This window comes from Nocardioides segetis (assembly GCF_051390595.1).
In the GTDB taxonomy this organism is placed as follows: domain Bacteria; phylum Actinomycetota; class Actinomycetes; order Propionibacteriales; family Nocardioidaceae; genus Nocardioides.
Genome location: NZ_JBNINR010000001.1, coordinates 444,942 through 468,114, shown reverse-complemented (window position 1 = coordinate 468,114; position 23,173 = coordinate 444,942). Strand labels below are relative to the sequence as shown.

The window sequence follows — 23,173 nt, the reverse complement described above, 5'->3', positions numbered from 1 at the left end:
CGTTCGTGCACGACGCGGGCGGCCAGTAGCCTTCGCCCGTGCTGCCGCCCTTCGAGATCGCCGCCCGGCACCGCCCGGTGTCGCTGGTGACGGCGACCGACGTGTTCCCCCTGCGCGCCCCCTTCGGCGCGGTCGAGGCGGGAATCTCCGGCGCGGGGTCCGCGGAGCTGGCGCTGGACGGTGCGGACGGGACCCGGCTCGCGGTCCGGCTCGAGGACGGCCGGGCATCGCTGCGCGTCCGGATCGGCGGGGCCGAGCAGGCGCTGCACAGCCGCCGGTACGGACGCGTGCGCGCGCCGGCGACCCGGCTGGCGCTGACCCTGACCGGCAGCCAGCTCGCCGTGCTCACGCACGAGCGGGGCGCGTGGGTCGCCCGCGGCCGGATCGACCTGCGCGAGATCGGCGGACCCGATACCCGCGACCCCGCCTGGCTGGCGGGGCTGCGCCCGGACGCCTCGGGCGCGGTCGACGACGTGCGCGCGGGCAGCTTCGGGCAGCTCGGGCTGCGCGACATCCGCCTCGTGTCGCACGCCGACGGGTCGCCGTACCGGGTGGCGGGTGGCGACGGGACGGACGTGCTGTTCACCGCGACCAGCGCCGGCCCCGGGTTCTTCGACACCGCCCACACCTCGGTGTGGTCGCTGTGCGCCACGGGTGGGATCAGCTGGCGCAGCGATCTCTTCTTCGAGCGTCCCGACCGGCCCGGGGTGTACGGCGACCACGCCACCCATCTGGTCCGAGACGGCGAGCGCTGGCTGGTCGCGACCAGCACCTGGTCGGACTTCCCCGCGCGCAAGGCCGACCGGGTGCCGGGCTCGCTCGGCGTCACGCTCGCCACGTCGACCGACGACCTGACCCGTGGGCAGCACGTGCTCGCCACCCGGCGGCTCGAGCTGCCGACCGACGGAGCGAGCGTCGGGGTGTGGGACCCGCACCTGGTGCGTCCCGACGGCCCGGGTGGGGGCTGGCTGGTCGGCTACGTCAGCGCGCGGAGGTTCTTCGACTTCCACCCGCTGGTCGCCGCCGGCCCCTCACTCGACCACCTCGCGCTGCGCGGCGCCGCGACCGACCGCCGAGCGACCGAGGGCACGACCCTGCTCCGCGTCGGGGCGGACTGGCGGGTGCTCGCCAGCGACGGCAGGGACAACCGGCGCGCGGTCCGCGGACGCTTCCCGGTCTTCGACACCGCGCTGCGCGAGGTCGGCACCCTCGCCGCGCCGTACCCCACCAACATCCCCTGGCCGACCGTCGTGCCGCCCGACCCCGGCATGCCCGGCGACCGGTGGCGCCTGGTGACCTTCGACGGCACCAGGTACGCCGGCCGGCTGGCCGGCTACGGCACCCACGGAGACGTGCTGATCATGCGGCAGGCCCCTGCGACCTGACCGAACCCCGCCGAGCCCCCACGCCGCAAGGCTGCGGCGGGAACGCCGCACGAGAAGCGCGCAGGGAGCGAGGAACGAGCGACCGGAGCCGACGAGGGCGGTGCTTTCCGCCGCGCCGGCCTCGTGCCGCCAGCGAGACGTGAGTCCTACCTGCTCGACCGCGCGGCCGGCAGCGTGTCGCGAGGAACGAGCGACACGCTCGGCCAGATCAACTCAGTCGCGGTCGGCGTAGTCCGACCACTTGTCGTCGATGTCATCGACCTCGTCGGTCTTGCCGACGTCCTCGGACTCACCGTGGAGCTCGCGCGCGAGAGCGCTGAGATCCGTGTCGTGAGTGCGGTACTTCAGGTCGCGTGCGACCTTCGTCTGCTTGGCTTTCGCTCGGCCGCGGCCCATAGGGTCCAGCCCCCTCGCACACTTGGCCGGGTACCCTCCGGGCCCCGGACTGCTGAATCAGAGTCTCGTAGCCTCAACGGTACATGGCCGATGGCTGTTCCCGCACGCCGGGATGCCCTCCGGAGCGTCGCTGCCGGTCGCGAGGGCGGGGGGTGAGGCGCAGGTCACCAACCGGGGTGCTGGCCGACCAGCTCGACGGTGCCCTTCTGCTCCGGGTCGGGGGCGACCTCGCCGGCCACCCACGCGTCGATCCCGAAGTCCGCGAGGCGGGCCAGGGCGGCGTCCACGGAGGCGGGGGCGACGAGGGCGACCATGCCGACCCCGCAGTTGAGGGTGGCCTCCAGGTCGGGCTGGGCGACGTCGCCGACCCGGCGGACGACGTCGAAGACGGGCGCGGGTGTCCAGGTGCCGCGGTCGAGGGTCGCCTTGAGCTCGGGCGGCATGACCCGGGCGAGGTTGTTGGCGAGGCCGCCGCCGGTGACGTGGGCCATCGCGTGGGTCTCGGTCTCGCGGGCGATGGCGAGGCAGGGCTTGGTGTAGAGCCGGGTGGGCTCGAGGAGCTCCTCGCCGAGGGTGCGGCCGAGCTCCTCGACGTGACGGTCGACGCTCCAGCCGGCCTGCGTGAAGAACACGTGGCGGGCCAGGGAGTAGCCGTTCGAGTGCAGTCCGCTGGCGGCCATCGCGACCACGACGTCGCCCTCGCGCACCAGCGAGGCACCGAGCAGCGCGTCGGCCTCCACGACGCCGGTGGTGGCCCCCGCGACGTCGTACTCGTCGGGGGCGAGCAGGCCCGGGTGCTCGGCGGTCTCGCCGCCGACGAGGGCGCAGCCGGCCTCGACGCACGCCTCGGCGATGCCCTTGACGATCGCGGCTATCCGCTCGGGGACGACCTTGCCGGTGGCGATGTAGTCGGTCATGAAGAGCGGCTCGGCGCCGCACACGACGAGGTCGTCGACGACCATGCCGACGAGGTCGAAGCCGATCGTGTCGTGCTTGTCCATCAGCTGCGCGACCGCGACCTTGGTGCCGACGCCGTCGGTGGAGGTCGCCAGCAGCGGACGCTTGTACGAGGTCAGGGCGCTCGCGTCGAAGAGGCCGGCGAAGCCGCCGAGGCCGCCGAGCATCTCGGGCCGGCGGGCCTTTTCGACCCACTCCTTCATCAGGTCGACGGCGCGGTCCGCGGCCTCGATGTCGACACCGGCACGGGCGTAGGCGTTGTCAGTCAATGCAATTCCTTAATCTGCGGTGTTGCCGCCAGCCAAGTTGTGGATCCGGACCGCCTCGACCGCGTGGCCGGCAGCGTGGCGCGCCGCGCGAAGCGCATCGAGGGCGTCCGCGGTGCGAGCGAAGCGAGGACCGTGCGGCGTCCTCGATCGGGCGACACGCTCGGCCCATTATGGATTGTTGAAAACAGGGAGCGCCTCGCCGTGCGTGCTCGGCTGGAGCGTCGCCTCGAGGAGGTGCTTGCCGAGCAGGCTCTCGTCGGGAAGCTCGATCGGGTACTCGCCGGTGAAGCAGGCGGTGCACAGGGTCTGGACCGGCTGGCCGGTCGCCTGGACCATGCCCTCCAGGGAGATGTAGCCGAGGCTGTCGGCGCCGACGCTGGCGGCGATCTCGTCGACGTCGAGGCCGTTGGCGATGAGCTCGGCGCGGGTGGCGAAGTCGATGCCGTAGAAGCAGGGCCACTTCACCGGCGGGCTGGAGATCCGCACGTGGACCTCGGTCGCACCGGCCTCGCGCAGCATCCGGACCTGGGCGCGCTGGGTGTTGCCGCGCACGATCGAGTCGTCGACGACGACGATCCGCTTGCCGCGGATCATGTGCTCGAGCGCGTTGAGCTTGAGCCGGATGCCGAGCTGGCGCAGGGTCTGGCTGGGCTGGATGAAGGTGCGACCGACGTAGGCGTTCTTCACGAAGCCCTGACCGAACGGGATGCCGCTCTCCAGCGCGTAGCCGGACGCGGCCGGGGTGCCGGACTCGGGGACCGGGATGACGAGGTCGGCCTCGACGGGGAATTCGCGGGCCAGCTGGCGGCCCATCTCGACCCGCGCCTCGTGGACGCTGCGGTTGGCGATCGTGGCGTCGGGGCGGGCGAGGTAGACGTACTCGAAGACGCAGCCCTTGCGGCGCGGCTCGGCGAACCGGTGGGAGCGCAGGCCGTCCTCGTCGATGACGATGAGCTCGCCGGGCTCGACCTCGCGGACGACGCTGGCACCGGTGGTGGCCAGCGCGGCGTCCTCGCTGGCCACGACCCAGCCCCGCTCGAGACGGCCGAGCACGAGCGGCCGGATGCCCTCGGGGTCGCGGGCGGCGTACAGCGTGTTCTCGTTCATGAACACGAACGAGAACGCGCCGTGCACCTGCGGCAGCAGTTCCAGCGCCCGGGCCTCCAGCGACTGGTCGGGGTGGTGCGCCAGGAGCGCGGTCACCAGGCTGGTGTCGTTGGTCGAGGTCTCCAGGTTGCGGGCGTGGATGTCGAGCTCGCCGTCGTCGCTGGGCAGGGCCTGGACCATCTCCGCGAGCTGCGCGGTGTTGATCAGGTTGCCGTTGTGACCCAGCGCGATGGACCCGTCCTCGGTGGGCCGGAAGGTCGGCTGCGCGTTCTGCCAGGTGCTCGCGCCGGTGGTCGAGTAGCGACAGTGACCGACGGCGAGATGCCCCGCGAACGACTCCAGGGTGTTCTCGTCGAAGACCTGGGACACCAGGCCCATGTCCTTGTAGACGAGGATCTGCCGCCCGTTGCTGACCGAGATGCCGGCGGACTCCTGGCCGCGGTGTTGCAGCGAGTAGAGACCGAAGTACGTCAGCTTCGCGACGTCCTCACCCGGGGCCCATACACCGAAGACTCCGCACACGTTGCCCAAGCCTACCGGCCGGACGCCGTTTGACTCAGTTCGCGACGACCCGGCGAGACGTGCGCTCCACCACCGCGCTCGCGACCTGGGCCGCCTGGGCCCGGATCTCCGGGATCGCGGTCGACTCCCACAGGGTGCCCTTGCGCGGCGGCCCGACGACGAACATCCCGTCGACGACGCGCCCGGCGGCGTCGCGGACGGCGCCCTCGACGGTCGCGTCGATGCCGAGCGCGAGCGGATCGGGGGCGACGGTGCCGCGCGCGACGAGGGCGCGCAGCAGCGGGTCGCCGCTGCGGCGTACGTCGGCGAGCGGGCCGGTGCAGTTGACGACCGCGTCGACCTCGAGGGGCTCGTGGCCGGGTCCGGTGCGGACCCGACAGCGCTCGCCGAGGTCCTCGACGGCGTGCAGGCTGCCGGCCCGGACGGCGAGCCGGTCGTCGTACCGGTAGGACTGGAGGCGCAGCGCGACCTCGGGCGCCATCCGGTGCCGGCGGACCTCCCAGTCGCGCGCGTGGACGTCGAGGAAGCGGCGGCGCTCGGCGAGCGGGAGCCGGCGCCACAGCTCCTGGGTGAGGGGGCGCAGGCCGTCGACGACGGCCCGCCAGCCGACGCCGCGCTCGACGGCCGCCCGGCACTCCTCGGCCACCGCGGCCGCGATCGCGTCGGCCGTCACGGCGTCGTCGGGGACCTTGGTCACCCACGCGGTGTGGGCCTGGCCGACGTGGGGCTTGGGCAGCAGCCCGTTGCGGCTGACCAGGGTCACGTGCCGGCCGGGCCCGTCCTCGAGCAGGGTGATGGCGGTGTCGATGCCGGTCAGCCCGGTCCCGACCACCACCACGCGGGCGTCCGCGGGCAGCGCCCGCAGCCGGGCGAGCGCCCACGGGTTGGCCACGTGCCAGGGCGCGTCGGGGAGCACCGCCCCGTCCGCCGTGGCGAGCGGACGGGGCGGCTGGTTCCCGTGGCAGAGCACGACGGCGTCGGCGCTCGCGGCGGACCGCTCGGTGACGATCTCGAAGCCGGAGCCGGAGGGGACGACGTCGAGCACGCGGCCGGCCCGGATCCGCAGCCGGTCGTCGGCGACGTCGGCGAGCCGGTCCTGGAGGTAGATCGCGTAGTCGGCGCGGGGCAGGAAGCCCTGGGGGTCGCTGCTGCGGCCGGTGCGCAGCGCCCAGTCGAGCAGGTCTGACGGGGCGTCCGGGAAGGCGCTCATGTGGCGCGCCCGCACGTTGAGCAGGTGGCGCTGGTCGTTGGTGCCGTAGGCGACACCGCGACCGACGATCCCGCTGGCCTCGTGGATGACGACCTCGAGCCCGGGATCGTCGGCGCGGACCAGCAGGTTGATCGCGGTGAGCACACCACTGGCGCCGCCGCCGACCACCGCCACCCGGGTCCCCGTCCGCGGGGAGGTCGGGGTGGTCGTCGGGGTGCGGGTCGGCGTCATGGGAGTGAGTCTAGCGAATCACTTGACTTAAGGGGCAAAGCCGGCGCCCGGCCGCTTGTAACTAAGTGTTACGTCGCCCATCTGGGGCTGATGGGGCTCCTGTGGTGGATAACCCACCTGTAACACTTAGTTACAAGCGGCGGGCGGCCGGGTCAGGCGCCGAGGTTGCGCAGCAGCAGCGCCTCGGCGAGCAGCACCTTCTCGAACTCGGCCAGGTGCAGGCCCTCGTTGGGTCCGTGGGCCCGGGTGTCGGGGTCCTCGACGCCCGTCACGAGCACGGACGCCTGCGGGAAGGACTCGAGGAACTCCGCGATGAACGGGATCGAGCCGCCGACGCCCATGTCGACCGGCGCGGTGCCGTCCCAGGCCTCGGTGAACGCCGCCCGCGCGGCGTCGTACGCCGGTCCGGTGACGTCGAGCGCGATCGGCTCGCCGGTGTCGACGACCTCGATCGAGAGCTGCGCGCCCCACGGGACGTGCTTCTCCAGGTGGGCGCGCAGGCAGGCGAGCGCGTTCTCGGACGTCTCGCCCGGAGCGGTGCGCAGCGCGAGGCGGGCGCGCGCCGAGGGGATGAGCGTGTTGGACGACCCGTCGACCTTGGGGGCGTCGAGGCCGATGACCGACAGCGCCGGCTGGGTCCACAGCCGCTCGACGGCCGGCCCGGAGCCGATCCACTCCACGCCCTCCGCGACGCCGGACTCGGCCCGCAGCCGCTGCTCGGGGTAGTCCACGGGCGCGGCCGGACCCGAGTGCAGCCCCTCGACGACCAGGTTGCCGGCGTCGTCGTGCAGGCTCGCGATGAGGCGGGAGAGCGTGATGAGCGCGTCGGGGACCAGGCCGCCCCACATGCCCTGGTGGACGGCGTGGCTGAGCGTGCGGACCTCGACGTTGACCCGGACCAGGCCGCGCAGGCTGGTGGTGAGCGCGGGCACGCCGATGTCCCAGTTCCCGGAGTCGGCGATCACGATCACGTCGGAGCGCAGCTCGTCGACGTACTTCTCCAGCAGCTGCGGGAGGGTCGCGCTGGCGACCTCCTCCTCGCCCTCGATGAAGAGCCGGACGGTCACCGGCAGGTCGTCGCCCAGGAGGCGCAGCGCGGCGACGTGGGTGAGGATGCCGGCCTTGTCGTCGGCGGCGCCGCGCCCGTAGAGCCGGCCGTCGCGCTCGGTCGGCTCCCACGGCGGCGTGTCCCACTCGGCGTGGTCGTTCTCGGGCTGCACGTCGTGGTGGGCGTAGAGCAGCACCGTGGGCGCGCCCTCGGGGCCCTTCTTCTCGCCGATCACCGCCGGCGGGGCGCCGTCGAAGGCGCGCACGATCTGCACGTCGACGCCCTCCGCGGCGAACAGGTCGGCGGTGGCCCGCGCGCTCACCTCGACCTGGTCGAGGCGGGCGGGGTCGGCGCTGACGGACGGGATGCGGACGAGGGCCTCGAGGTCCGATCGGACGCCCGGGAGGATCTCGGCGAGGCGCGTACGCAGGTCGGCGGTGGTGACAGGTCCGGTCATGGCGACCAACCTATGCCGGGCAGGGCGCGGGACGTACGTCGGCGCCCGCCTCTCATCCCAGCGGCAGGTACGGCGTCAGGTCGGTCCGCTCGCCACTCGCCTGCACGCGGACGTCGGCGACGGCGTCGGCCCACGCGAGCCGGCCGGTGGCGAGGGCGATCCAGGTCGCGGCGTCGGTCTCGACGACGGCCGGCGGGGTGCCCCGGGTGTGCCGGACCCCCTCGATCACCTGCACCGCGGCGTAGGGCGGCACGCGGACCTCGACCGAGCGGCCGGGCGCGCGGGCCTCGAGCAGCGCGAGGTAGTGCTTGGTGAGCAGCCGCAGGTCGGCGCGCTCGGCGGCGCCGGCGTCGACGCGGGTCCGGGCGGCGGCGACGTCCGCGGCGGGGGCGGGCTTGAGCCGGGCGGGCATGTCAGTCGTCCTCCGGGTAGGGCTGGATGAGCTGGAACACCGAGTAGGTCTCCCGGCCGTCGCCGGGACCGTGGGCCCGACCTGCGTCCCGGCGGCGCTCGACGACCTCGGCGAGCTCCTCCATCAGCTCCTGGGCCTCCTCGACGCTCATCCGCAGCGACCACTCCGAGACGCTGCGTCCGGTGCTCTCCGAGCCGTCGACCGCGAGGGCGCGCTCGACGAGGTGCCGGCCGCGGGCGACCGTGTTGCGCTGGAAGACCGAGTACGCCGCCCGGCCGCCGGGCTGGGCGAGCATGTCCGCGGTGCGGAACCGGATCCCGTCGGGGTCGGCGAGCCGCCAGACCCGGTCGCGGCGGTCGCGCGCGGCGTCGGGGTCCTCCTCGACGAGGCCGTACTTCGCGAGCTGGCGCAGGTGGAAGCTGGCCTGGTTCGCCGGGACGTCGAGCAGCCGGGCGATGTCGGCGGCGCGCAGCGCGCCGGCCGCCTCGAGCTCGTGGAGCACCCGGTTGCGGACGGGATGGGCGATCGCGCGGAGGATCCGCGGGTCGTCGTACATCGCCATGGGCCCAGCCTAGCCAGATCCGCATCACTCATTGCGCACTATATCTTGCGCAATAAGAGGTGCGCACCATAACGTGCGGACATGTCCTCCTACCGCTCGCTGGCGCGCAACCACGACTTCACCGCGCTGTGGATCGGGGCGACCGTCTCCGAGCTGGGCACCCGGGTCACGACGTTCGCGCTGCCGCTGGTCGCCTACGCGCTGAGCGGCTCGACGCTGTGGGCCGCGGCGGCGGAGGCGGTCTACCTGCTCGGCATGGTCGCGATGCTGCTGCCGGCGGGCGTGCTCGCCGACCGGCGCGACCGGTTGCGGCTGATGCGCGTGTCCCTCGGCGCCGGGGTCCTCCTGCACGCCTCCCTCGCCGCGGCCGGCATCGCCGGCCGACTGACCCTTCCCCACCTGCTCGCGGTCGCCCTCGCGAGCGGCCTGGTCGCCGGGCTGTTCCTGCCGGCGGAGACGTCGGCGATCCGGCGGGTGGTGAGCGCCGAGGAGCTGCCGACCGCGCTCAGCCAGCAGCAGGCCCGCCAGCACGTCGCCAGCCTGGTCGGCGGACCCGCCGGCGGGGCGCTGTACGGCGTGGCCCGGTGGGCGCCCTTCGCCGCCGACGCGATCACCTACGCCCTCGGGTGGATGCTCCTCGGCCGGGTGCGCGCCGACCTCTCCCCCGAGGCCCGTCCCGATGCCGACGCCGCCACCCGTCCGCTGCGCGACCTCGGCGAGGGACTGCGCTTCTTGTGGGCGCACCCCTTCCTGCGGGTCGTGCTGTGCTGGTCCCCGACGGCCAATCTCGCCGTCAACGCGCTCTTCTTCGTCGCGCTCCTCCGACTGGTCGAGGCGGGCTTCCCGGCCTGGCAGATCGGCCTGGCGGAGACGGCGATCGGGGCCTTCGGCATCCTCGGCGCCCTCGCCGCGCCCTTCCTCATCGACCGCGTCGCGACTGGGGCGCTCGTCGTCCTCGTCGCGTGGAGCTTCGTCCCCCTCGCCCTGCCGCTCGCCCTGTGGAACCATCCGTGGGCCCTCGCCCTGGCCTCGTCCGTCGGCACGTTCCTCAACCCGGCCGGCAACGCGGGGCTCGGCGCCTACCGCCTGGCGATCACGCCGCCGGAGCTGGTGGGGCGGCTGCAGTCGTCGATGCAGGCGGTGTCGATGCTGACCATCCCGGTCGCGCCCGCGCTCGCCGGCGGCCTGCTGACCCTCCTCGGCGGACGGGACGCGGTGCTCGCCCTCGGCGGGCTGACCGCCCTGGTCGCCCTGGTGCCGACGCTCGCGCGGTCGGTCCGGACGGTGCCGCGACCGGCGCGGTGGAGCGTCGCGGCGATCCCAGATCCGCGTCCTGCGCACACCGCGTGACCCCAGCCACCACAATGGGGCCCATGCTCCCTCGCCGACGCTCAGCGACCGCCCTCGGTCTGCTCCTGCTCGCGCCCACCCTCGCCGCCTGTGGAGACGACCCCGCGGCCGTGGCGGCCGGCGACGTCGTGCCCGCCCGGCACGAGGCGGGGATCGCCGCGAGCGGCGCGGAGACGACGATCGCGCTGCCGATCGGCGACCTGCTCGTCACCGTGGGGAAGCCGGTGCGCGAGATCTCCGCCGACGACACCCGCCAGCTCGAGCGGCTGACCGCCAGCGACGGCGAGGTGTTCGTGCCCGTCAGCTGGCAGTACGACACGACCTCGCTCGGCACCTACGCCCGCTACCTGGAGACGACGTCGACGCCGGTAGTCGACCTGGTCGTCGACGGCGCGTCCTACCGCATCCCGCCGCCGGAGACGGCGACGGAGGGACCCGAGTCCTTCTTCGTCACCGTCAGCGGGAACGGCGACGACCCGGAGCTGAAGGTCGACTTCGACGGCGTGACCCAGACCGCCGACCTCTCCTCGGGCGAGGTCGACGCGGGAGCTGCCGCCCCGCTCTACGACCTCGAGGCCGCCCCCGCCGAGCCCCTCCCCTGCGGCGGCACGGCCCGGCCGAGTCGCGCGGTCACCGTCAGCGAGCTCGCCTTCACCTGCACCATGACGCCGCCGGTCCTGCTGCCGTACGCCGGCGACGCGTGGGCCGCGGACGGCCGCACGTGGCTCGCCCTCACGGTGGAGACGGCGTTCGGCCGCTGGGACGAGGCGGCCGCCGACCTCAGTGCGGGCGCGATCTACTACCCGGGCACCGTCGACGGCGCGTTCACCCTCGGGGGATCGAAGGCCGTGCAGGTGATCCGCGACGCCGGGCGCGGCACCTGCCCCGACATCGCCAACCAGAACTGCAGCGCGGTCTTCCACGTGCTCTTCGACGTCGGCGAGGATGCGCCGCGCAACCTCGTGATCAAGCAGCGCTACGAGCTCGGGCGCACCTCGACCTGGGGCACGATCGACGCACCGGAGCAGCTCGAGCTGACGGTGACCGACCGGACCCGGCTGCCCGTCGAGTAGCCCGGCCGGTCGTCGACCGGGCCCTGCTCAGCCCAGCGCGTTCGGCAGGGTGCCGCTCCACGCCTCGCGCAGCTCGGCGACCGGGACCTCGAACTGCCCCTCGACGGCGAGGACGTCGCCGCCGGTGGTGCCGAGCTCGGTCATCGCCACGTCGTGGCGGGCACACAGCGCCCGCAGCTCGTCGAGGTCGCCGGCCGGCACCGTGACGACGGCGCGGGCCGCGGACTCGGAGAACAGGCCGACGAACGGGTCGCCCTCGAGGCGCACCGAGACGCCGATGCCACTGACCATCGCGGCCTCGGCGAGGGCCTGCGCGAGGCCGCCGTCGGAGAGGTCGTGTGCGCTCGTGGCGACGCCGACCAGGTCCTGGAGCAGGCGGGCCAGGTCGCGCTCGGCCCGCAGGTCGACCCGCGGCGGCAGCCCGCCGAGGTGGCCGTGCACGACGTGCGCCCACTCCGAGCCGGAGAGCTCCTCGCGGGTCGTGCCGAGCAGCACGACGTGCTCGCCGGCGGCCTGGAAGGCAGAGGGGGTGCGGCGGCGAACGTCCTCGATGACGCCCAGCACCGCGACCACCGGCGTCGGCAGGATGGCCGTCTCGCCGGTCTGGTTGTAGAGGCTGACGTTGCCGCCCGTGACCGGGATGCCGAGCTCGGCGCAGGCGTCCTTGAGGCCGCGGCAGGCCTCGGCGAACTGCCACATCACGTCGGTGTCCTCGGGCGAGCCGAAGTTGAGGCAGTCGCTGACCGCCAGCGGCAGCGCGCCGCCGGTGGCGACATTGCGGTAGGCCTCGGCGAGCGCGAGCTGCGCGCCGGCGTACGGGTCGAGCTTGGCGAAGCGGCCGTTGCAGTCGGTGGCGACCGAGACGCCGAGATGGGTCTCCTCGTCGACGCGGACCATGCCGGAGTCGGCAGGCTGAGCCAGGACCGTGTTGCCCTGGACGTAGCGGTCGTACTGGTCGGTGATCCAGGACTTGTCGCAGAGGTTGGGGCTGGCGACGAGCGTGCGCAGCGTCTGCAGCAGCTCCTCACCGGTCCGCGGCCGGGCGAGCTGCTCGGCCCCGTCGGCCTGCAACGCGTCCTGCCAGTCCGGGCGGGCGTACGGACGCTGGTAGACCGGGCCATCGTGCGCCACCGTGCGCGGGGGTACGTCGACGACGGTCTCGCCGTGCCAGTCAATGACCAGGCGACCGGTCTCGGTGACCTCGCCGATCACGGCGGCCTCGACGTCCCACTTCGTGGTGATCGCGAGGAAGGCGTCGATGTCGCCCGGCTCGACGATCGCCATCATCCGCTCCTGGCTCTCGCTCATGAGGATCTCCTCGGGCGAGAGGGTCGAGTCGCGCAGCGGCACCTTGTCGAGGTGCACGAGCATGCCGCCGTCACCGGCGGACGCGAGCTCGGAGGTCGCGCAGGACAGGCCGGCGCCACCGAGGTCCTGGATGCCGGCGACCACGCCGGCCCGGAACAGCTCGAGGGTGCACTCGATGAGCAGCTTCTCCATGAACGGGTCGCCGACCTGGACGCTGGGCCGCTTGGCCGGGCCGTCGGCGTCGAAGGTCTCGGAGGCCAGCACCGAGACGCCGCCGATGCCGTCGCCACCGGTCCGGGCGCCGTAGAGAACGACGAGGTTGCCCTCGCCGGACGCCTTGGCGAGGTGGAGGTCCTCGTGGCGCAGCACGCCGACGCACAGCGCGTTGACGAGCGGGTTGCCGAGGTAGGTCTCGTCGAAGACGGCCTCGCCGCCGATGTTGGGCAGTCCCAGGCAGTTGCCGTAGCCGCCGACGCCCGCGACGATCCCGGGCAGCACGCGGTGGGTGTCGTCGGCGTCGAGCGGGCCGAAGCGCAGCGGGTCCATGACCGCGATCGGGCGCGCGCCCATCGCGATGATGTCGCGGACGATGCCGCCGACGCCGGTCGCGGCGCCCTGGTAGGGCTCGACGTACGACGGGTGGTTGTGGCTCTCGACCTTGAAGCTGACCGCGTAGCCCTGGCCGATGTCGATGACGCCGGCGTTCTCGCCGATGCCGGCGAGCATCGGGCCGATGGGGGTCTCCTGGGCGAGCTCGCCGAACTGCCGGAGGTGCACCTTGGAGGACTTGTAGGAGCAGTGCTCGCTCCACATCACCGAGTACATCGCCAGCTCGGCACCGGTGGGGCGACGGCCCAGGATCTCGCGGATCCGGTCGTACTCGTCGGCCTTCAGGCCCAGCTCGGACCAGGGCTGCTCCCGGTCGGGGTCACCGGCCGCCACGGCCACGGTGTCGAGCGTCGGACGGGCGGGTGCGGAAGCGGTGTCGGCCACGGCCCCAAGGGTATCCGTGGCCGGCCCGATCGCCCCGATCGGCTCAGCCCCCGGAGCTGCGCGCGACCTCGGCGCCGGGTCGCAAGTCGAGCTCGGCGAAGACGTCGAGGACCTCGGCCTCGGTCGGGGCGTAGATCGTCACCGAGTACGGCGCCCCGTGCTCGGCGTACCAGACCGCGAGCTTGCGCCCCCGGTCCCGGCCGTCCGCCTTGGTCACCGCGACCCAGGCCGCCTCGAGGTCGTCGCGGACGTCGGCCGAGCGGAGGGCGTCGCGGCGGTAGTTGGCGTCCATCACCCCCCAGTCGCGCCACTGGGTGTAGTGCACCGAGACGGCGGACGGCTCGTCGTGGCACCAGCTCGCCAGCACCCGCGTCGGCTTCGGATCGGCCACCTCGGTGCAGCCTGCGGCACGGGGGAAGGCGGCGACGAGCGGGTCGGACTCCGGCTCGGCGACGCCTTCCGTCGGGGCGTCGGCGCGCGCCGACGGCGTCGGGTCGGAGCGGGTGAGGGCCCAGGCGGCCGCGCCGACGACCAGGGCGAGGAGCGCGAGGACGACGAGTCCGACCGGCCAGGAGAACCGCCGGGGGCGTCCGGCCGGCGGGGCGGGCGCCGGGCGTGGCCGGGTCGGCGGGCCGGTGTCGACGAGGGTGGGCTCGGGGTCGTCGAGCGGGACCGCGTCGAGGGCGGCGACCAGCTCTGCCGTCGTACCGAACCGCTCGGCGGGGTCCTTCGCCATCGCCACGGCGAGCACCGCGTTGACCGCCAGCGCGTCGGCGCTCGAGGCGGGCAACTGCGGGACCGGTCCCTGGAGATGACCGAGCAGGACCTGCCCGGTCGCGCCCTCGTAAGGCGCCCGCGCGGTGAGGGCCGCCCAGAGCACGCAGCCGAGCGCGTAGATGTCCGCGGCGGTCGTCGCGTCGGCGCCCTGGTGCCGCTCGGGCGCCATGTAGCCGGGCGTCCCGACCGCCCCGGTGGTGGCGAGCTGCTCGAGGTCGGCGACGGCGGCGATGCCGAAGTCGCACAGCACCGGGCGGATCCGGCCGTCGGGCTGCCGGGCGACCAGCACGTTGGAGGGCTTGATGTCGCGGTGCAGGATGCCGACGTCGTGGGCGGTGCCGAGCCCGAGGGCGAGGTCGCGGACCAGCGCCACGGCATCGGCCAGGAACAGGGGGCCCTCGTCGCGCAGCAGCTGGTCGAGGTCCCCGCCGGCCACCAGCTCGGTCGCGATGAAGAGCGCGCCGTCCTCCTCGCCGGCGTCGAAGACGCGAACGACGTTCGGCGAGTCCAGCCGGGCGAGCGCCTTGGCCTCGCGCAGGAACCGGGCGCGGTACGCCGCGTCGTCGGCGAGGTGCGGGGCCAGCACCTTGAGCGCCACCGGCCGGTCGAGGTCGCGGTGGACCGCCGCCAGGACGACCCCCATGCCGCCGCGGCCGAGTCGTCCGGTGACGTCGTACCGACCGAAGGAGTCACCCGGTTGCAGCGCCACCCCGCCACCGTATGCGAATTACAGATCTGTAGTTCATCGCGAGGCCTGTTACTCGTGTGAAAGTTGTGGTTATCGTGACTCGGCTCCCGCCCGCCAGCTTCCCCTTCCCCTGGAGTCCGCGATGCCTTCCCGGCCCCTTCACCCGTCCCCCCGTCCCCGGCCCGGCCACCGGTTCCGCGTCCCGATCGCGGGCGCGGCCGCCGGCGCGCTCGCCGTGCTGCTGACCCTGGCCCTGCTGACGCCGCTGGGCGGCGCACCGCGCGCGGCCGACCCGGACGCCCCCGTCGACGCGGCGGTCGACACGTCGGTCGACGCGCCGATCAACCTGGCCGCGAACTCGACGAACCCGGTGACGCCGGGCGACTTCACCGGCTACGGCTTCGACCAGTGCGAGACCCAGTCGCAGAAGAACATGGACGCCTGGCTGGCCCACTCGCCCTTCCGGGCGGTCGGGGTGTACATCTCCGGCGCCTCGCGCTTCTGCCGGACCCAGAAGAACCTCACCCCGACCTGGGTGTCGACCCAGCTCGCGAAGGGCTGGCGGATCCTCCCGATCACGCTCGGCCCGCAGTCGACCTGCGTCGGCCGGTTCCCGCGCTACGGCGCCGCCATCGACCCGACGATCAGCAACGCGGGCGCCAACGGCTACGCGGCCGCCCGCGGCCAGGGCAGTGCCGAGGCGGACAGCGCCGTGGCCGCCGCCCAGGCGCTGGGGATCGTCCCCGGCAGCACGCTGTGGTACGACCTCGAGGGCTGGAGCAACTACAAGGACGCCACCTGCCGGGAGTCCTCCCTCGCGTTCCTGAGCGGCTGGACCGCCCGCATCCGAGCGCTCGGCTATGTCTCGGGCGTCTACTCCAGCGCCGGGTCGGGCATCCGGATCCTCGACGACGCGCGCCGGCAGGGCCGGGCCGACGTGGTCCTCCCGGACCGGATCTGGATCGCGCGCTGGGACGGCGTCGCGAACACCTCCACCAGCTACATCGCCGAGGACGGCTGGCGACCCGGCAATCGGATGAAGCAGTACCGGGGCGGCCACAACGAGACCTGGGGCGGCGTGACCATCAACATCGACAGCAACTACCTCGAGCTGGGCAACGCGGCGCCGCTGCGGTGCGGCGGCGTCAAGGTCGACCTGGCGAACTACAAGAAGATCACCCCCACCAAGGCCAAGCCGCGGCAGGTCCGGGCGCTCAAGTGCCTGCTCCAGGAGCAGAGCCTCTACCCGGGCAAGATGTCGAAGAAATACAACAAGAAGCTGCGGGCCGGGATCCACGGCTGGCAGGCGCGGGCCGGCCAGAAGGTCAAGGACAAGTGGACCAAGAAGAACTGGGCCTCGCTCCTGGCCGGCGGCGCCTCGTAGGCCGGATCACCGCCGCGACGGGAACGGACACGCGGGTCAGGCTCCGAAGCCGACCTGCGGGTCCAGCCCGGTCCGCATCCGCCAGCCCAGCAGCGCGATGCCGAGGCCGGTGCGGTGGTCCGGCTCGTCCAGCGAGACCCCCAGCAGCCGCTCGATCCGCGCCAGGCGGTCGTAGAGCGACTGGCGGCGGATCCCGAGCAGGGTCGCCGTGCGCGCCTTCGACAGCGAGCAGGCCAGGTAGGCGTCGAGGGTGCGCAGCAGTTCGCTGCGGTGCTCGCGGTCGTGGTCGATGAGCGGCCCGATCTGCTCGCGCACGAACCCGCGCATCACCACCGGGTCGACCGACGAGGTCACCAGCCGGTGGGCCGCGACGTCGCGCTCCATCACCACCCCGTCGCGGTGACCGTAGCGCCGGGCGGTGCGCAGCACCTGGCGGGCCCGGCCGACCGCCGCGGCGAGATCGCCGGGATCGGCCACGGGCGTGGCTCCCGCGAACAGGATCCGGCCCGGGAGGCGCGCGGCGAGTCGCTCGCGCGCCCCGGTCAGCTCGTCGCGGACCTGGGCCGGCACCGGCCGCCGACCACCGCGGTGCACGACCACGACATGTCCGCCGCTGGCGCCGGCGAGGACCGCCGGGTCGCCGCGGTCGTCGTCGTGGAACGCCTCCTCGGTCGCCGCGACCGCGTCGGTGAGCGGGACGGCAGCGTCGATCTCGACCGCGGCGACCACCAGGTGGCGTCCCTCCTGCGGCGGCCAGCCGAGCGCCGCGAGCCGGTGCAGGACATCGGCGCGCGACACGACCACGCCCGCGACCAGGTCGGAGACCAGGGACTGCGCCGGCCCGGGCCGATGCCCCGCACCGCTCCCCCGGCCGACCTCGAGCGCCACCGCGTGGGCGGCGACCTCGGCCAGGCGCAGGCGCTCCGGGCTCTCGGCGCCGAGCAGGCGCAAGGTGCCGACCGGCCCGGCCGCGCCCCGCACCGGCGTGGGGATGCCCTCGTCGTCGGACACCGAGGCGATCCGGCTCCGCTCGACGGTCTGGCCCTCGGGGTCGCGCAGCTCGACGGCACAGCCCGCGAGCCGCGACACCTCGTCCAGGAGGGCGCGCAGCCCACGCCCCTCGATCACCACCTGGGTCAGCGCCCGCCAGCCGGCGTCACCGGCATCTCCCCCGGCGGCGACCCGTCGGCGGACCAGCAGCTCGTGGAAGTCCTCCACCATCCGCTCGAAGGGCACCATCGTCGGGAAGGCGAGCAGCGCCAGGTCCCGGCGACGGGCAGCCGCCAGGATCGGCTCCGGAACGGCGAAGAACGTCCGGCCCAGCTCCAGCGCGAGAGCCGCGACTCCCGCGTCGGCCAGCTGGTCGACGTACGACGCCAGGTGGTCGGCCGTGCGCCCGTGCAGGCCGAGGCCGGTGGTCAGCAGCACCTCGCCCCCGGCGAGCAGGGCGCCCATCTCGAAGACCTCCGAGGAGTGGACCCACCGCACCTGGACCCGGTCGACGTCGCCGTGCAGCACCTCGGTGCTGGCAGCACGGAACGACGGGAGGGCCAGGACCTCGGCGAGAGTTGCCCCCATCAGGACGATCCGTCCGTACGATCATGGGTCATGGGAGACAGTATGTCCCTTGTCGTCCGCCAGCGCCTCTGGTGATGTGAGCCCCGACACACCGACTCACCGGAGGCAGCCCATGATCACCGACGACGACCGCAGGTTCCTCGGCCTCGCCATCGAGCAGGCCCGGATCGGCTGGGAGGAGGGCGGCATCCCGATCGGCGCCGCGCTGGTCCACGAGGGCGAGGTGCTCGCCGTCGGACGCAACCGGCGCGTCCAGCAGGGCTCCGCCATCCGGCACGGCGAGACCGACTGCATCGAGAACGCCGGCCGCCTCCCCGCCAAGATCTACCGGGCGAGCACGCTCTACACGACCCTCTCGCCCTGCTTCATGTGCGCGGGCACCTCGGTCCTCTACGACATCCCGCGCATCGTCGTCGGCGAGAACCGGAGCTTCGAGGCCTCCGAGGAGTGGCTGCGCTCGCGCGGCGTCGTGGTCGACGTCCTCGACGACCCGGTCTGCCGCGACCTGATGGACACGATGATGCGCGAGAAGCCCGACCTGTGGGCCGAGGACATCGGGGAAGAGGCATGAGCACCCCACCGGCCGCCGTCCAGCCGGCCGACAACGGCACCGGCACCCCGGCGGTCGTCGACCCCGACTATCCGGTCACGCCCGTCCCGCCGCACGCGCGGAAGTCGTTCATCTCGCTGGCGATCGTGCTGCTGGGCTTCACCGTCTTCACGCCGACCATGCTGGCCGGCGCGCAGCTGGGATCGGCCTTCGCGCTGCGCGACCTGCTGGTCGTCATCCTGCTCGGGTCGCTGGTCCTCGGGACGTACGTCGCCCTCCTCGGCTGGATCGGCGCCCACACCGGCCTGACGACGGTCGTGATGGCCCGCTACGTGCTGGGCTACCGCGGCAGCAAGCTCGGCTCGATCCTGCTGGGCGGCACGCAGATCGGCTGGTACGGCGTCGTCATCGGCACCATCGGCGATCTCACCGCGCAGGCGTTCGAGTGGGAGTCGGGTGCCGCCAAGGCCGCCGTGATGATCCTGACCAGCGTCCTGATGTGCCTGACCGCCTGCTACGGCTACCGCGGCATGTACTGGGTGTCGGCGATCTCCACGCCGCTCATCTTGATCCTCGCCTTCTGGGTGCTCTTCCGCTCCCTCGACGAGGTCGGCGGCTGGTCCGGACTGGCCGACGTCGAGCCCAACGGCTCGATGACCATGGCCGTCGCGATCACCACCGTGGTCGGCACCTTCGTGTCGGCCGGCACCCAGGCACCGAACTGGACCCGGTTCGCCCGCACCGGCAGCCAGGCGCTCGTCGCCTGCGTGATCGGCTTCCTCATCGGCAACGGGCTGATGATCTTCTTCGGCGCGACCGGCGCGATGACCTTCGGCCAGGGCGACTTCGTCCTCGTCCTCTACGACCTCGGCCTGGTCACCTGGGGCCTGGTGCTGCTCTTCGGCAACCTGTGGAAGTCGAATGCGGACACCGCCTACGCCTTCGGCGTCGCCGGGGCGGAGCTGTTCGAGAAGCCGAAGAAGACGCCGTTCGTCGTCGGCGGCTCGATCGTCGGCACCGTGCTCGCCCTGGTCGGCGTGCAGAACCACCTCGTCGACTACCTGGTCCTGCTCGGCGTCTTCATCCCGCCGCTCGGCGGCGTCATCATCGGCGACTACTTCGCCCGCTGGCGCCGGGGCGGGATGCCCGAGGGCGAGCGCCTGCCGGCCCTCAACGTCGTGAACCTCGCGGTCTACGCGCTCGCCAGCGGCGTCGCCTGGATCGCCAAGGAGACCGAGTTCGGCGTGCCACCTGTCATCGGCGTCGTGCTGGCCGCCATCGGCTCGTACGCCGTCGGGCGCGCCGGACTCAACCGCCGGCTCACCCCCACCGGGCACTGAGCCGGCTCCTGGCCCCGGGCCCCACTGGGGCGGGTCCGGGGCCGGGGCACACCCGGAGGCGTCAGGCGAACGCGGTCTCGACGAGCGAGGTGAAGAAGCCGAGCCCGTCGAGGCCGCTGCCGGTCAGCTCCTCCACGGCGTGCTCGGGGTGCGGCATCAGGCCGACGACATTGCCGCGCTCGTTGGCGACACCGGCGATGTCGTCGAGGGAGCCGTTGGGGTTGACCTCGAGATAGCGCGCCACCACCTGGCCCTCGCCCTCGATCCGGGCGAGGGTCTCGGCGTCGGCGACGAAGCCGCCCTCTCCGTTCTTGAGGACGATCCGGATCTCCTGGCCGGCGTCGTACGCCGAGGTCCAGGGGGTCCGGTTGTTCTCGATGCGCAGCAGCTGGTCGCGGCAGACGAACTTGCGGTGGTCGTTGCGGATCAGCGCGCCGGGCAGCAGGTGGGACTCGCAGAGGATCTGGAAGCCGTTGCAGATGCCGAGGACGGGCATGCCGGCGTTCGCGGCCTCGACGACCCGCTCCATGACCGGGGCGAACCGGGAGATCGCGCCGCAGCGCAGGTAGTCGCCGTAGGAGAAGCCGCCCGGGAGGATGACCGCGTCGACGCCCTTGAGGTCGGCGTCGCCGTGCCAGAGCGCGACGGCCTCGTTGCCACCGATCCGGACCGCCCGGCGCGCGTCGACGTCGTCGAGCGAGCCGGGGAAGGTGACGACCCCGACCTTCACGGGGCGACGCCCTGCTCGACCGTGACGGTGTAGTTCTCGATGACCGGGTTCGACAGCAGCGTCTCGGCCATCTTGTCGACCTCGGCGAGGATGGCGTCGGTGACCTCGCCATCGAACTCGATCTCGAACCGCTTGCCCTGGCGGACGTCGGTCACGCCGGTGAAGCCCAGCCGGGGCAGTGCGCCCTGGACGGCCTTCCCCTGGGGGTCGAGGATCTCGGGCTTCGGCATGACAGCTACGACGACTCGGGCCACGGCCCGCAGTCTAGATGATTGATGCACGGGTCTCGCACGCTGCGCGGCGCCTGGCATCCGCTCCGGCGGCGTTGCCGACGCTCGACGTGCGCCCAGCATGCCGTCGCGCCGGCGCCTTGCCGGCGCGGCGCCAGGCACCGCTCGCAGCACGATCCCCGCGCATCAATCATCTAGTGGCGACCCGCGCGGGGCCCGATTCCCCGCTCTCCTGCCGGACGAGGAGCAGACTGGGAGCATGAGCAACCCGACGCCCGGCGCGTACGCCCGCTCCTCGCTGCTGAAGCTGGAGTTCCCCCAGTCGCTCGCGGTCTACGACGACTACCCGACCGCGCAGCGCACGGTCGACTTCCTCGCCGACGAGGGCTTCCCCGTCCAGAACTGCATGATCGTCGGCACCGACCTCAAGCAGGTCGAGCGGATCACCGGTCGCCTCACCAGCGGCCGGGTGGCGGCCGGGGGCGCCATGAGCGGGCTGTGGTTCGGCCTGTTCGTGGGCGTCCTGTTCAGCTTCTTCGGCACCGGCGACACCCTGGCGATCATCGCCTCGACGGTCCTGCTGGGCCTGGCCTTCGGCGTGGTGTTCGCCCTCGCGGGCTACGCCGTCACCCGCGGGCAACGGGACTTCTCGTCGGTCAGCTCGGTCGTCGCCACCCGCTACGAGGTGCTCGTCGAGCACAAGGTCGCAGCGCAGGCCCGGGAGCTCCTCACGAAGCTCCCGGGCGCCCTGCCCAACCCGTTCAGCTGACCCGCGCGCCGCCTTCGACAGGCGACACGCTCGGCCCCGACCGACTCAGGCCGGCCGCCGGACCGACGCAGAACCTACGCGTGCCAACCGCGCGCGGCAGCGCGGCGACCACGTGGCGAAGCCACGTCGTGCGACGCCCGCGGCCCGAGCGGAGCGAGCGGCCGGGCGGCGAGCACGACCGGGCGCCGCGCTCGCGCCATTCAACTCAGCTCGCGCTTGAGGATCTTGCCGGTGGCGGTCATCGGCAAGGCCTCGACGATCTCCACGATGCGCGGGTACTTGTACGCCGCCATCTGCTCCTTGCCCCAGGCCACGATCTCCTCGGGGGTGGCGCTCGCGCCCGGCTTCAGGATGACGAACGCCTTGATCTCCTCGCCGTGGCTCTCGTGCGGGACGCCGATGACGGCCGCGAGGGAGACGGCGGGGTGGGTGAGGAGGACCTCCTCGATCTCGCGCGGGTACACGTTGAAGCCGCCCCGGATGATCATGTCCTTGGACCGGTCGACGATGTAGTACCAGCCGTCGGCGTCCTTGCGGCCGAGGTCGCCGGAGCGGAACCAGCCGTCGGCGTCGATCGCCTCGGCCGTGGCGTCGGGCCGCTTGTAGTAGCCCTTCATGATGTTGTGGCCCTTGATGGCGATCTCACCGATGCCGTCCGGATCCGTGACCTCGTCCCACGTCTCGGGCACGAGCAGCTTCATCTCCACTCCCGGGATGGGGGTGCCGATCGAGCCGACGCGCACCGGCGAGCCGAACGGCGAGAAGCTCGCCACGGGCGAGGTCTCGGAGAGGCCGTAGCCCTCGAGGATGGTGACGCCGAAGCGCTCCTCGAACTGGTGGTGCACCTCCACCGGGAGCGCCGCGCCGCCGGCCACCGCGACCCGCAGGTTGGCGGCGAGCGTCTTCACGTCGACGCTGTCGTCGAGCGCGTTGAGCAGGCCCCAGTACATCGTCGGCACGCCCGCGAAGAAGGTGACCTTCTCCTTGAGCATCAGCCCGATCGCGGGCGCGGCCTCGAAGCGCGGCAGCATGACGACCGTGCCGCCGAAGGCGAAGCCGCCGTTCTGGATGACGGTCTGGCCGAAGGAGTGGAACAGCGGCAGCACGCACAGGTAGGTGTCCGGCCGGGCGGGGTCGGCGCCGAACAGGTCGGTGCCGGACAGCGCGTTGTCGCGCATGTTGCGGTGCCGCAGCTCGGCGCCCTTGGGCTGACCGGTGGTGCCCGAGGTGTAGAGGATGACGGCCGTGTCGTCGTCGTCCACCGCGACGGTGTCGAAGGTCGGGGCCTGACCGGCGAGCGCCTGCCCGAAGGTCTCGGTGCCCTCGATCGGCGACGGCGCGGTCGGGTCGGCGGTGATGACGAAGAAGTGCTCGCAGCCGTCCGCCTCCTGGAAGCCGGCGTGCGCCTCGGCGCCGATCGCGAGGTCCGGCGTGCCCTGGAAGGCGAAGTAGGCCTTCGCGTCCGAGTCGCCCAGGTGGTAGGCGACCTCGCGGCCCTTGAGCAGCACGTTGAGCGGGACGACGGTCGCGCCGGCCTTGAGGATGCCGAAGTAGATGATCGAGAAGTACGGCAGGTTCGGGCAGCTCAGCGCGACCTTGTCACCGGGCCGGATCCCCCGCGAGACCAGGAGGTTGGCGACCTGGTTGGCCGCGCCGTCGACCTGCGGGTAGGACAGTCGCGTGTCCCCGAAGACGATCGCGGTGCGGTCGGGAAAGTTCTGGGCGCTGTTCTCGAGGAACTCGGCGAGGTTCGTCATGCGCACAAACTACTGGCCGGTCGTGAGCCCGGTCACTGGTCGCGCGCCCAATCCCGCCGGAGGCCTCTTGTGCCCCGGACCCGGATGAGC

The 23,173-nt window shown here is 73.0% G+C and carries 20 protein-coding genes; 7 read left to right on the top strand and 13 right to left on the bottom strand.

Features of this window, described 5'->3' with window-relative positions; translation table 11 throughout:
* Positions 1-38 precede the first annotated feature (38 nt).
* Entirely contained in the window at positions 39-1,385 is a 1,347-nt protein-coding gene (locus ACPZVR_RS02030) for a hypothetical protein (RefSeq protein ID WP_436697897.1), read from the top strand.
* 213 nt (positions 1,386-1,598) lie between these two features.
* Here ACPZVR_RS02030 and ACPZVR_RS02025 read toward each other — a convergent pair whose 3' ends face one another.
* The 7 genes from ACPZVR_RS02025 to ACPZVR_RS01995 form a co-directional block, all read right to left on the bottom strand.
* Positions 1,599-1,781 (bottom strand): DUF3073 domain-containing protein, encoded by a 183-nt coding sequence (locus ACPZVR_RS02025; protein WP_436697896.1) that lies wholly within the window; start codon positions 1,779-1,781, stop codon positions 1,599-1,601.
* Positions 1,782-1,945: 164 nt separating this feature from the next.
* Positions 1,946-3,007, bottom strand: coding sequence for a phosphoribosylformylglycinamidine cyclo-ligase (gene purM, locus ACPZVR_RS02020; RefSeq protein WP_436697895.1), 1,062 nt, complete (start codon positions 3,005-3,007; stop codon positions 1,946-1,948).
* 168 nt (positions 3,008-3,175) lie between these two features.
* On the bottom strand, positions 3,176-4,645 hold the full coding sequence (purF, locus tag ACPZVR_RS02015) for an amidophosphoribosyltransferase (protein ID WP_436697894.1): 1,470 nt from the start codon (positions 4,643-4,645) through the stop codon (positions 3,176-3,178).
* Positions 4,646-4,670: 25 nt separating this feature from the next.
* Positions 4,671-6,077, bottom strand: a complete 1,407-nt coding sequence (locus tag ACPZVR_RS02010; RefSeq protein WP_436697893.1) for an FAD/NAD(P)-binding protein — start codon at positions 6,075-6,077, stop codon at positions 4,671-4,673.
* Between the two features lie 152 nt (positions 6,078-6,229).
* Positions 6,230-7,582, bottom strand: a complete 1,353-nt coding sequence (locus tag ACPZVR_RS02005) for a dipeptidase (protein ID WP_436697892.1) — start codon at positions 7,580-7,582, stop codon at positions 6,230-6,232.
* Between the two features lie 52 nt (positions 7,583-7,634).
* On the bottom strand, positions 7,635-7,994 hold the full coding sequence (locus tag ACPZVR_RS02000) for a sterol carrier family protein (protein ID WP_436697891.1): 360 nt from the start codon (positions 7,992-7,994) through the stop codon (positions 7,635-7,637).
* Between the two features lies 1 nt (position 7,995).
* The gene (locus ACPZVR_RS01995) at positions 7,996-8,556 is read right to left on the bottom strand and encodes a helix-turn-helix domain-containing protein (protein ID WP_436697890.1); all 561 of its coding nucleotides are present in this window, start codon (positions 8,554-8,556) and stop codon (positions 7,996-7,998) included.
* Between the two features lie 81 nt (positions 8,557-8,637).
* On the opposite strand from ACPZVR_RS01995, the gene ACPZVR_RS01990 reads away from it, so the two are divergent.
* Both ACPZVR_RS01990 and ACPZVR_RS01985 read left to right on the top strand, forming a co-directional pair.
* Positions 8,638-9,906: an MFS transporter gene (locus ACPZVR_RS01990; RefSeq protein WP_436697889.1), complete on the top strand. Its 1,269-nt coding sequence runs from the start codon at positions 8,638-8,640 to the stop codon at positions 9,904-9,906.
* 23 nt (positions 9,907-9,929) lie between these two features.
* Positions 9,930-10,979 (top strand): hypothetical protein, encoded by a 1,050-nt coding sequence (locus tag ACPZVR_RS01985; RefSeq protein ID WP_436697888.1) that lies wholly within the window; start codon positions 9,930-9,932, stop codon positions 10,977-10,979.
* Positions 10,980-11,006: 27 nt separating this feature from the next.
* Here the strand turns inward: ACPZVR_RS01985 and purL are convergent, their stop codons facing one another.
* Complete coding sequence (purL, locus tag ACPZVR_RS01980) at positions 11,007-13,280, bottom strand: phosphoribosylformylglycinamidine synthase subunit PurL (protein ID WP_436697887.1); 2,274 nt, start codon at positions 13,278-13,280, stop codon at positions 11,007-11,009.
* A 43-nt stretch (positions 13,281-13,323) separates the two neighbouring features.
* A complete protein-coding gene (locus tag ACPZVR_RS01975) occupies positions 13,324-14,766 on the bottom strand; it encodes a serine/threonine-protein kinase (RefSeq protein ID WP_436697886.1) in 1,443 nt (480 codons plus the stop codon).
* Between the two features lie 121 nt (positions 14,767-14,887).
* Here ACPZVR_RS01975 and ACPZVR_RS01970 point away from each other — a divergent pair, with 121 nt between their 5' ends.
* Positions 14,888-16,129 (top strand): glycoside hydrolase domain-containing protein, encoded by a 1,242-nt coding sequence (locus ACPZVR_RS01970; protein WP_436697885.1) that lies wholly within the window; start codon positions 14,888-14,890, stop codon positions 16,127-16,129.
* Positions 16,130-16,165: 36 nt separating this feature from the next.
* Here the strand turns inward: ACPZVR_RS01970 and ACPZVR_RS01965 are convergent, their stop codons facing one another.
* On the bottom strand, positions 16,166-17,707 hold the full coding sequence (locus ACPZVR_RS01965; RefSeq protein ID WP_436697884.1) for a PucR family transcriptional regulator: 1,542 nt from the start codon (positions 17,705-17,707) through the stop codon (positions 16,166-16,168).
* 112 nt (positions 17,708-17,819) lie between these two features.
* On the opposite strand from ACPZVR_RS01965, the gene ACPZVR_RS01960 reads away from it, so the two are divergent.
* Positions 17,820-18,278: a nucleoside deaminase gene (locus ACPZVR_RS01960; RefSeq protein WP_436697883.1), complete on the top strand. Its 459-nt coding sequence runs from the start codon at positions 17,820-17,822 to the stop codon at positions 18,276-18,278.
* On the top strand, positions 18,275-19,597 hold the full coding sequence (gene codB / locus ACPZVR_RS01955) for a cytosine permease (protein WP_436697882.1): 1,323 nt from the start codon (positions 18,275-18,277) through the stop codon (positions 19,595-19,597). Before ACPZVR_RS01960 ends, codB begins: the two co-directional genes overlap by 4 nt.
* A 61-nt stretch (positions 19,598-19,658) precedes the next feature.
* Here codB and purQ read toward each other — a convergent pair whose 3' ends face one another.
* Both purQ and purS read right to left on the bottom strand, forming a co-directional pair.
* A complete protein-coding gene (gene purQ, locus ACPZVR_RS01950) occupies positions 19,659-20,327 on the bottom strand; it encodes a phosphoribosylformylglycinamidine synthase subunit PurQ (protein ID WP_436697881.1) in 669 nt (222 codons plus the stop codon).
* Positions 20,324-20,581 (bottom strand): phosphoribosylformylglycinamidine synthase subunit PurS, encoded by a 258-nt coding sequence (gene purS / locus ACPZVR_RS01945; protein ID WP_436697880.1) that lies wholly within the window; start codon positions 20,579-20,581, stop codon positions 20,324-20,326. The genes purQ and purS overlap by 4 nt, the downstream gene beginning before the upstream one ends.
* 235 nt (positions 20,582-20,816) lie before the next feature.
* Here purS and ACPZVR_RS01940 point away from each other — a divergent pair, with 235 nt between their 5' ends.
* Positions 20,817-21,326: a YflT domain-containing protein gene (locus tag ACPZVR_RS01940; protein WP_436697879.1), complete on the top strand. Its 510-nt coding sequence runs from the start codon at positions 20,817-20,819 to the stop codon at positions 21,324-21,326.
* 200 nt (positions 21,327-21,526) lie between these two features.
* Here the strand turns inward: ACPZVR_RS01940 and ACPZVR_RS01935 are convergent, their stop codons facing one another.
* A complete protein-coding gene (locus tag ACPZVR_RS01935; RefSeq protein ID WP_436697878.1) occupies positions 21,527-23,083 on the bottom strand; it encodes a long-chain-fatty-acid--CoA ligase in 1,557 nt (518 codons plus the stop codon).
* Between the last annotated feature and the right edge of the window lie 90 nt (positions 23,084-23,173).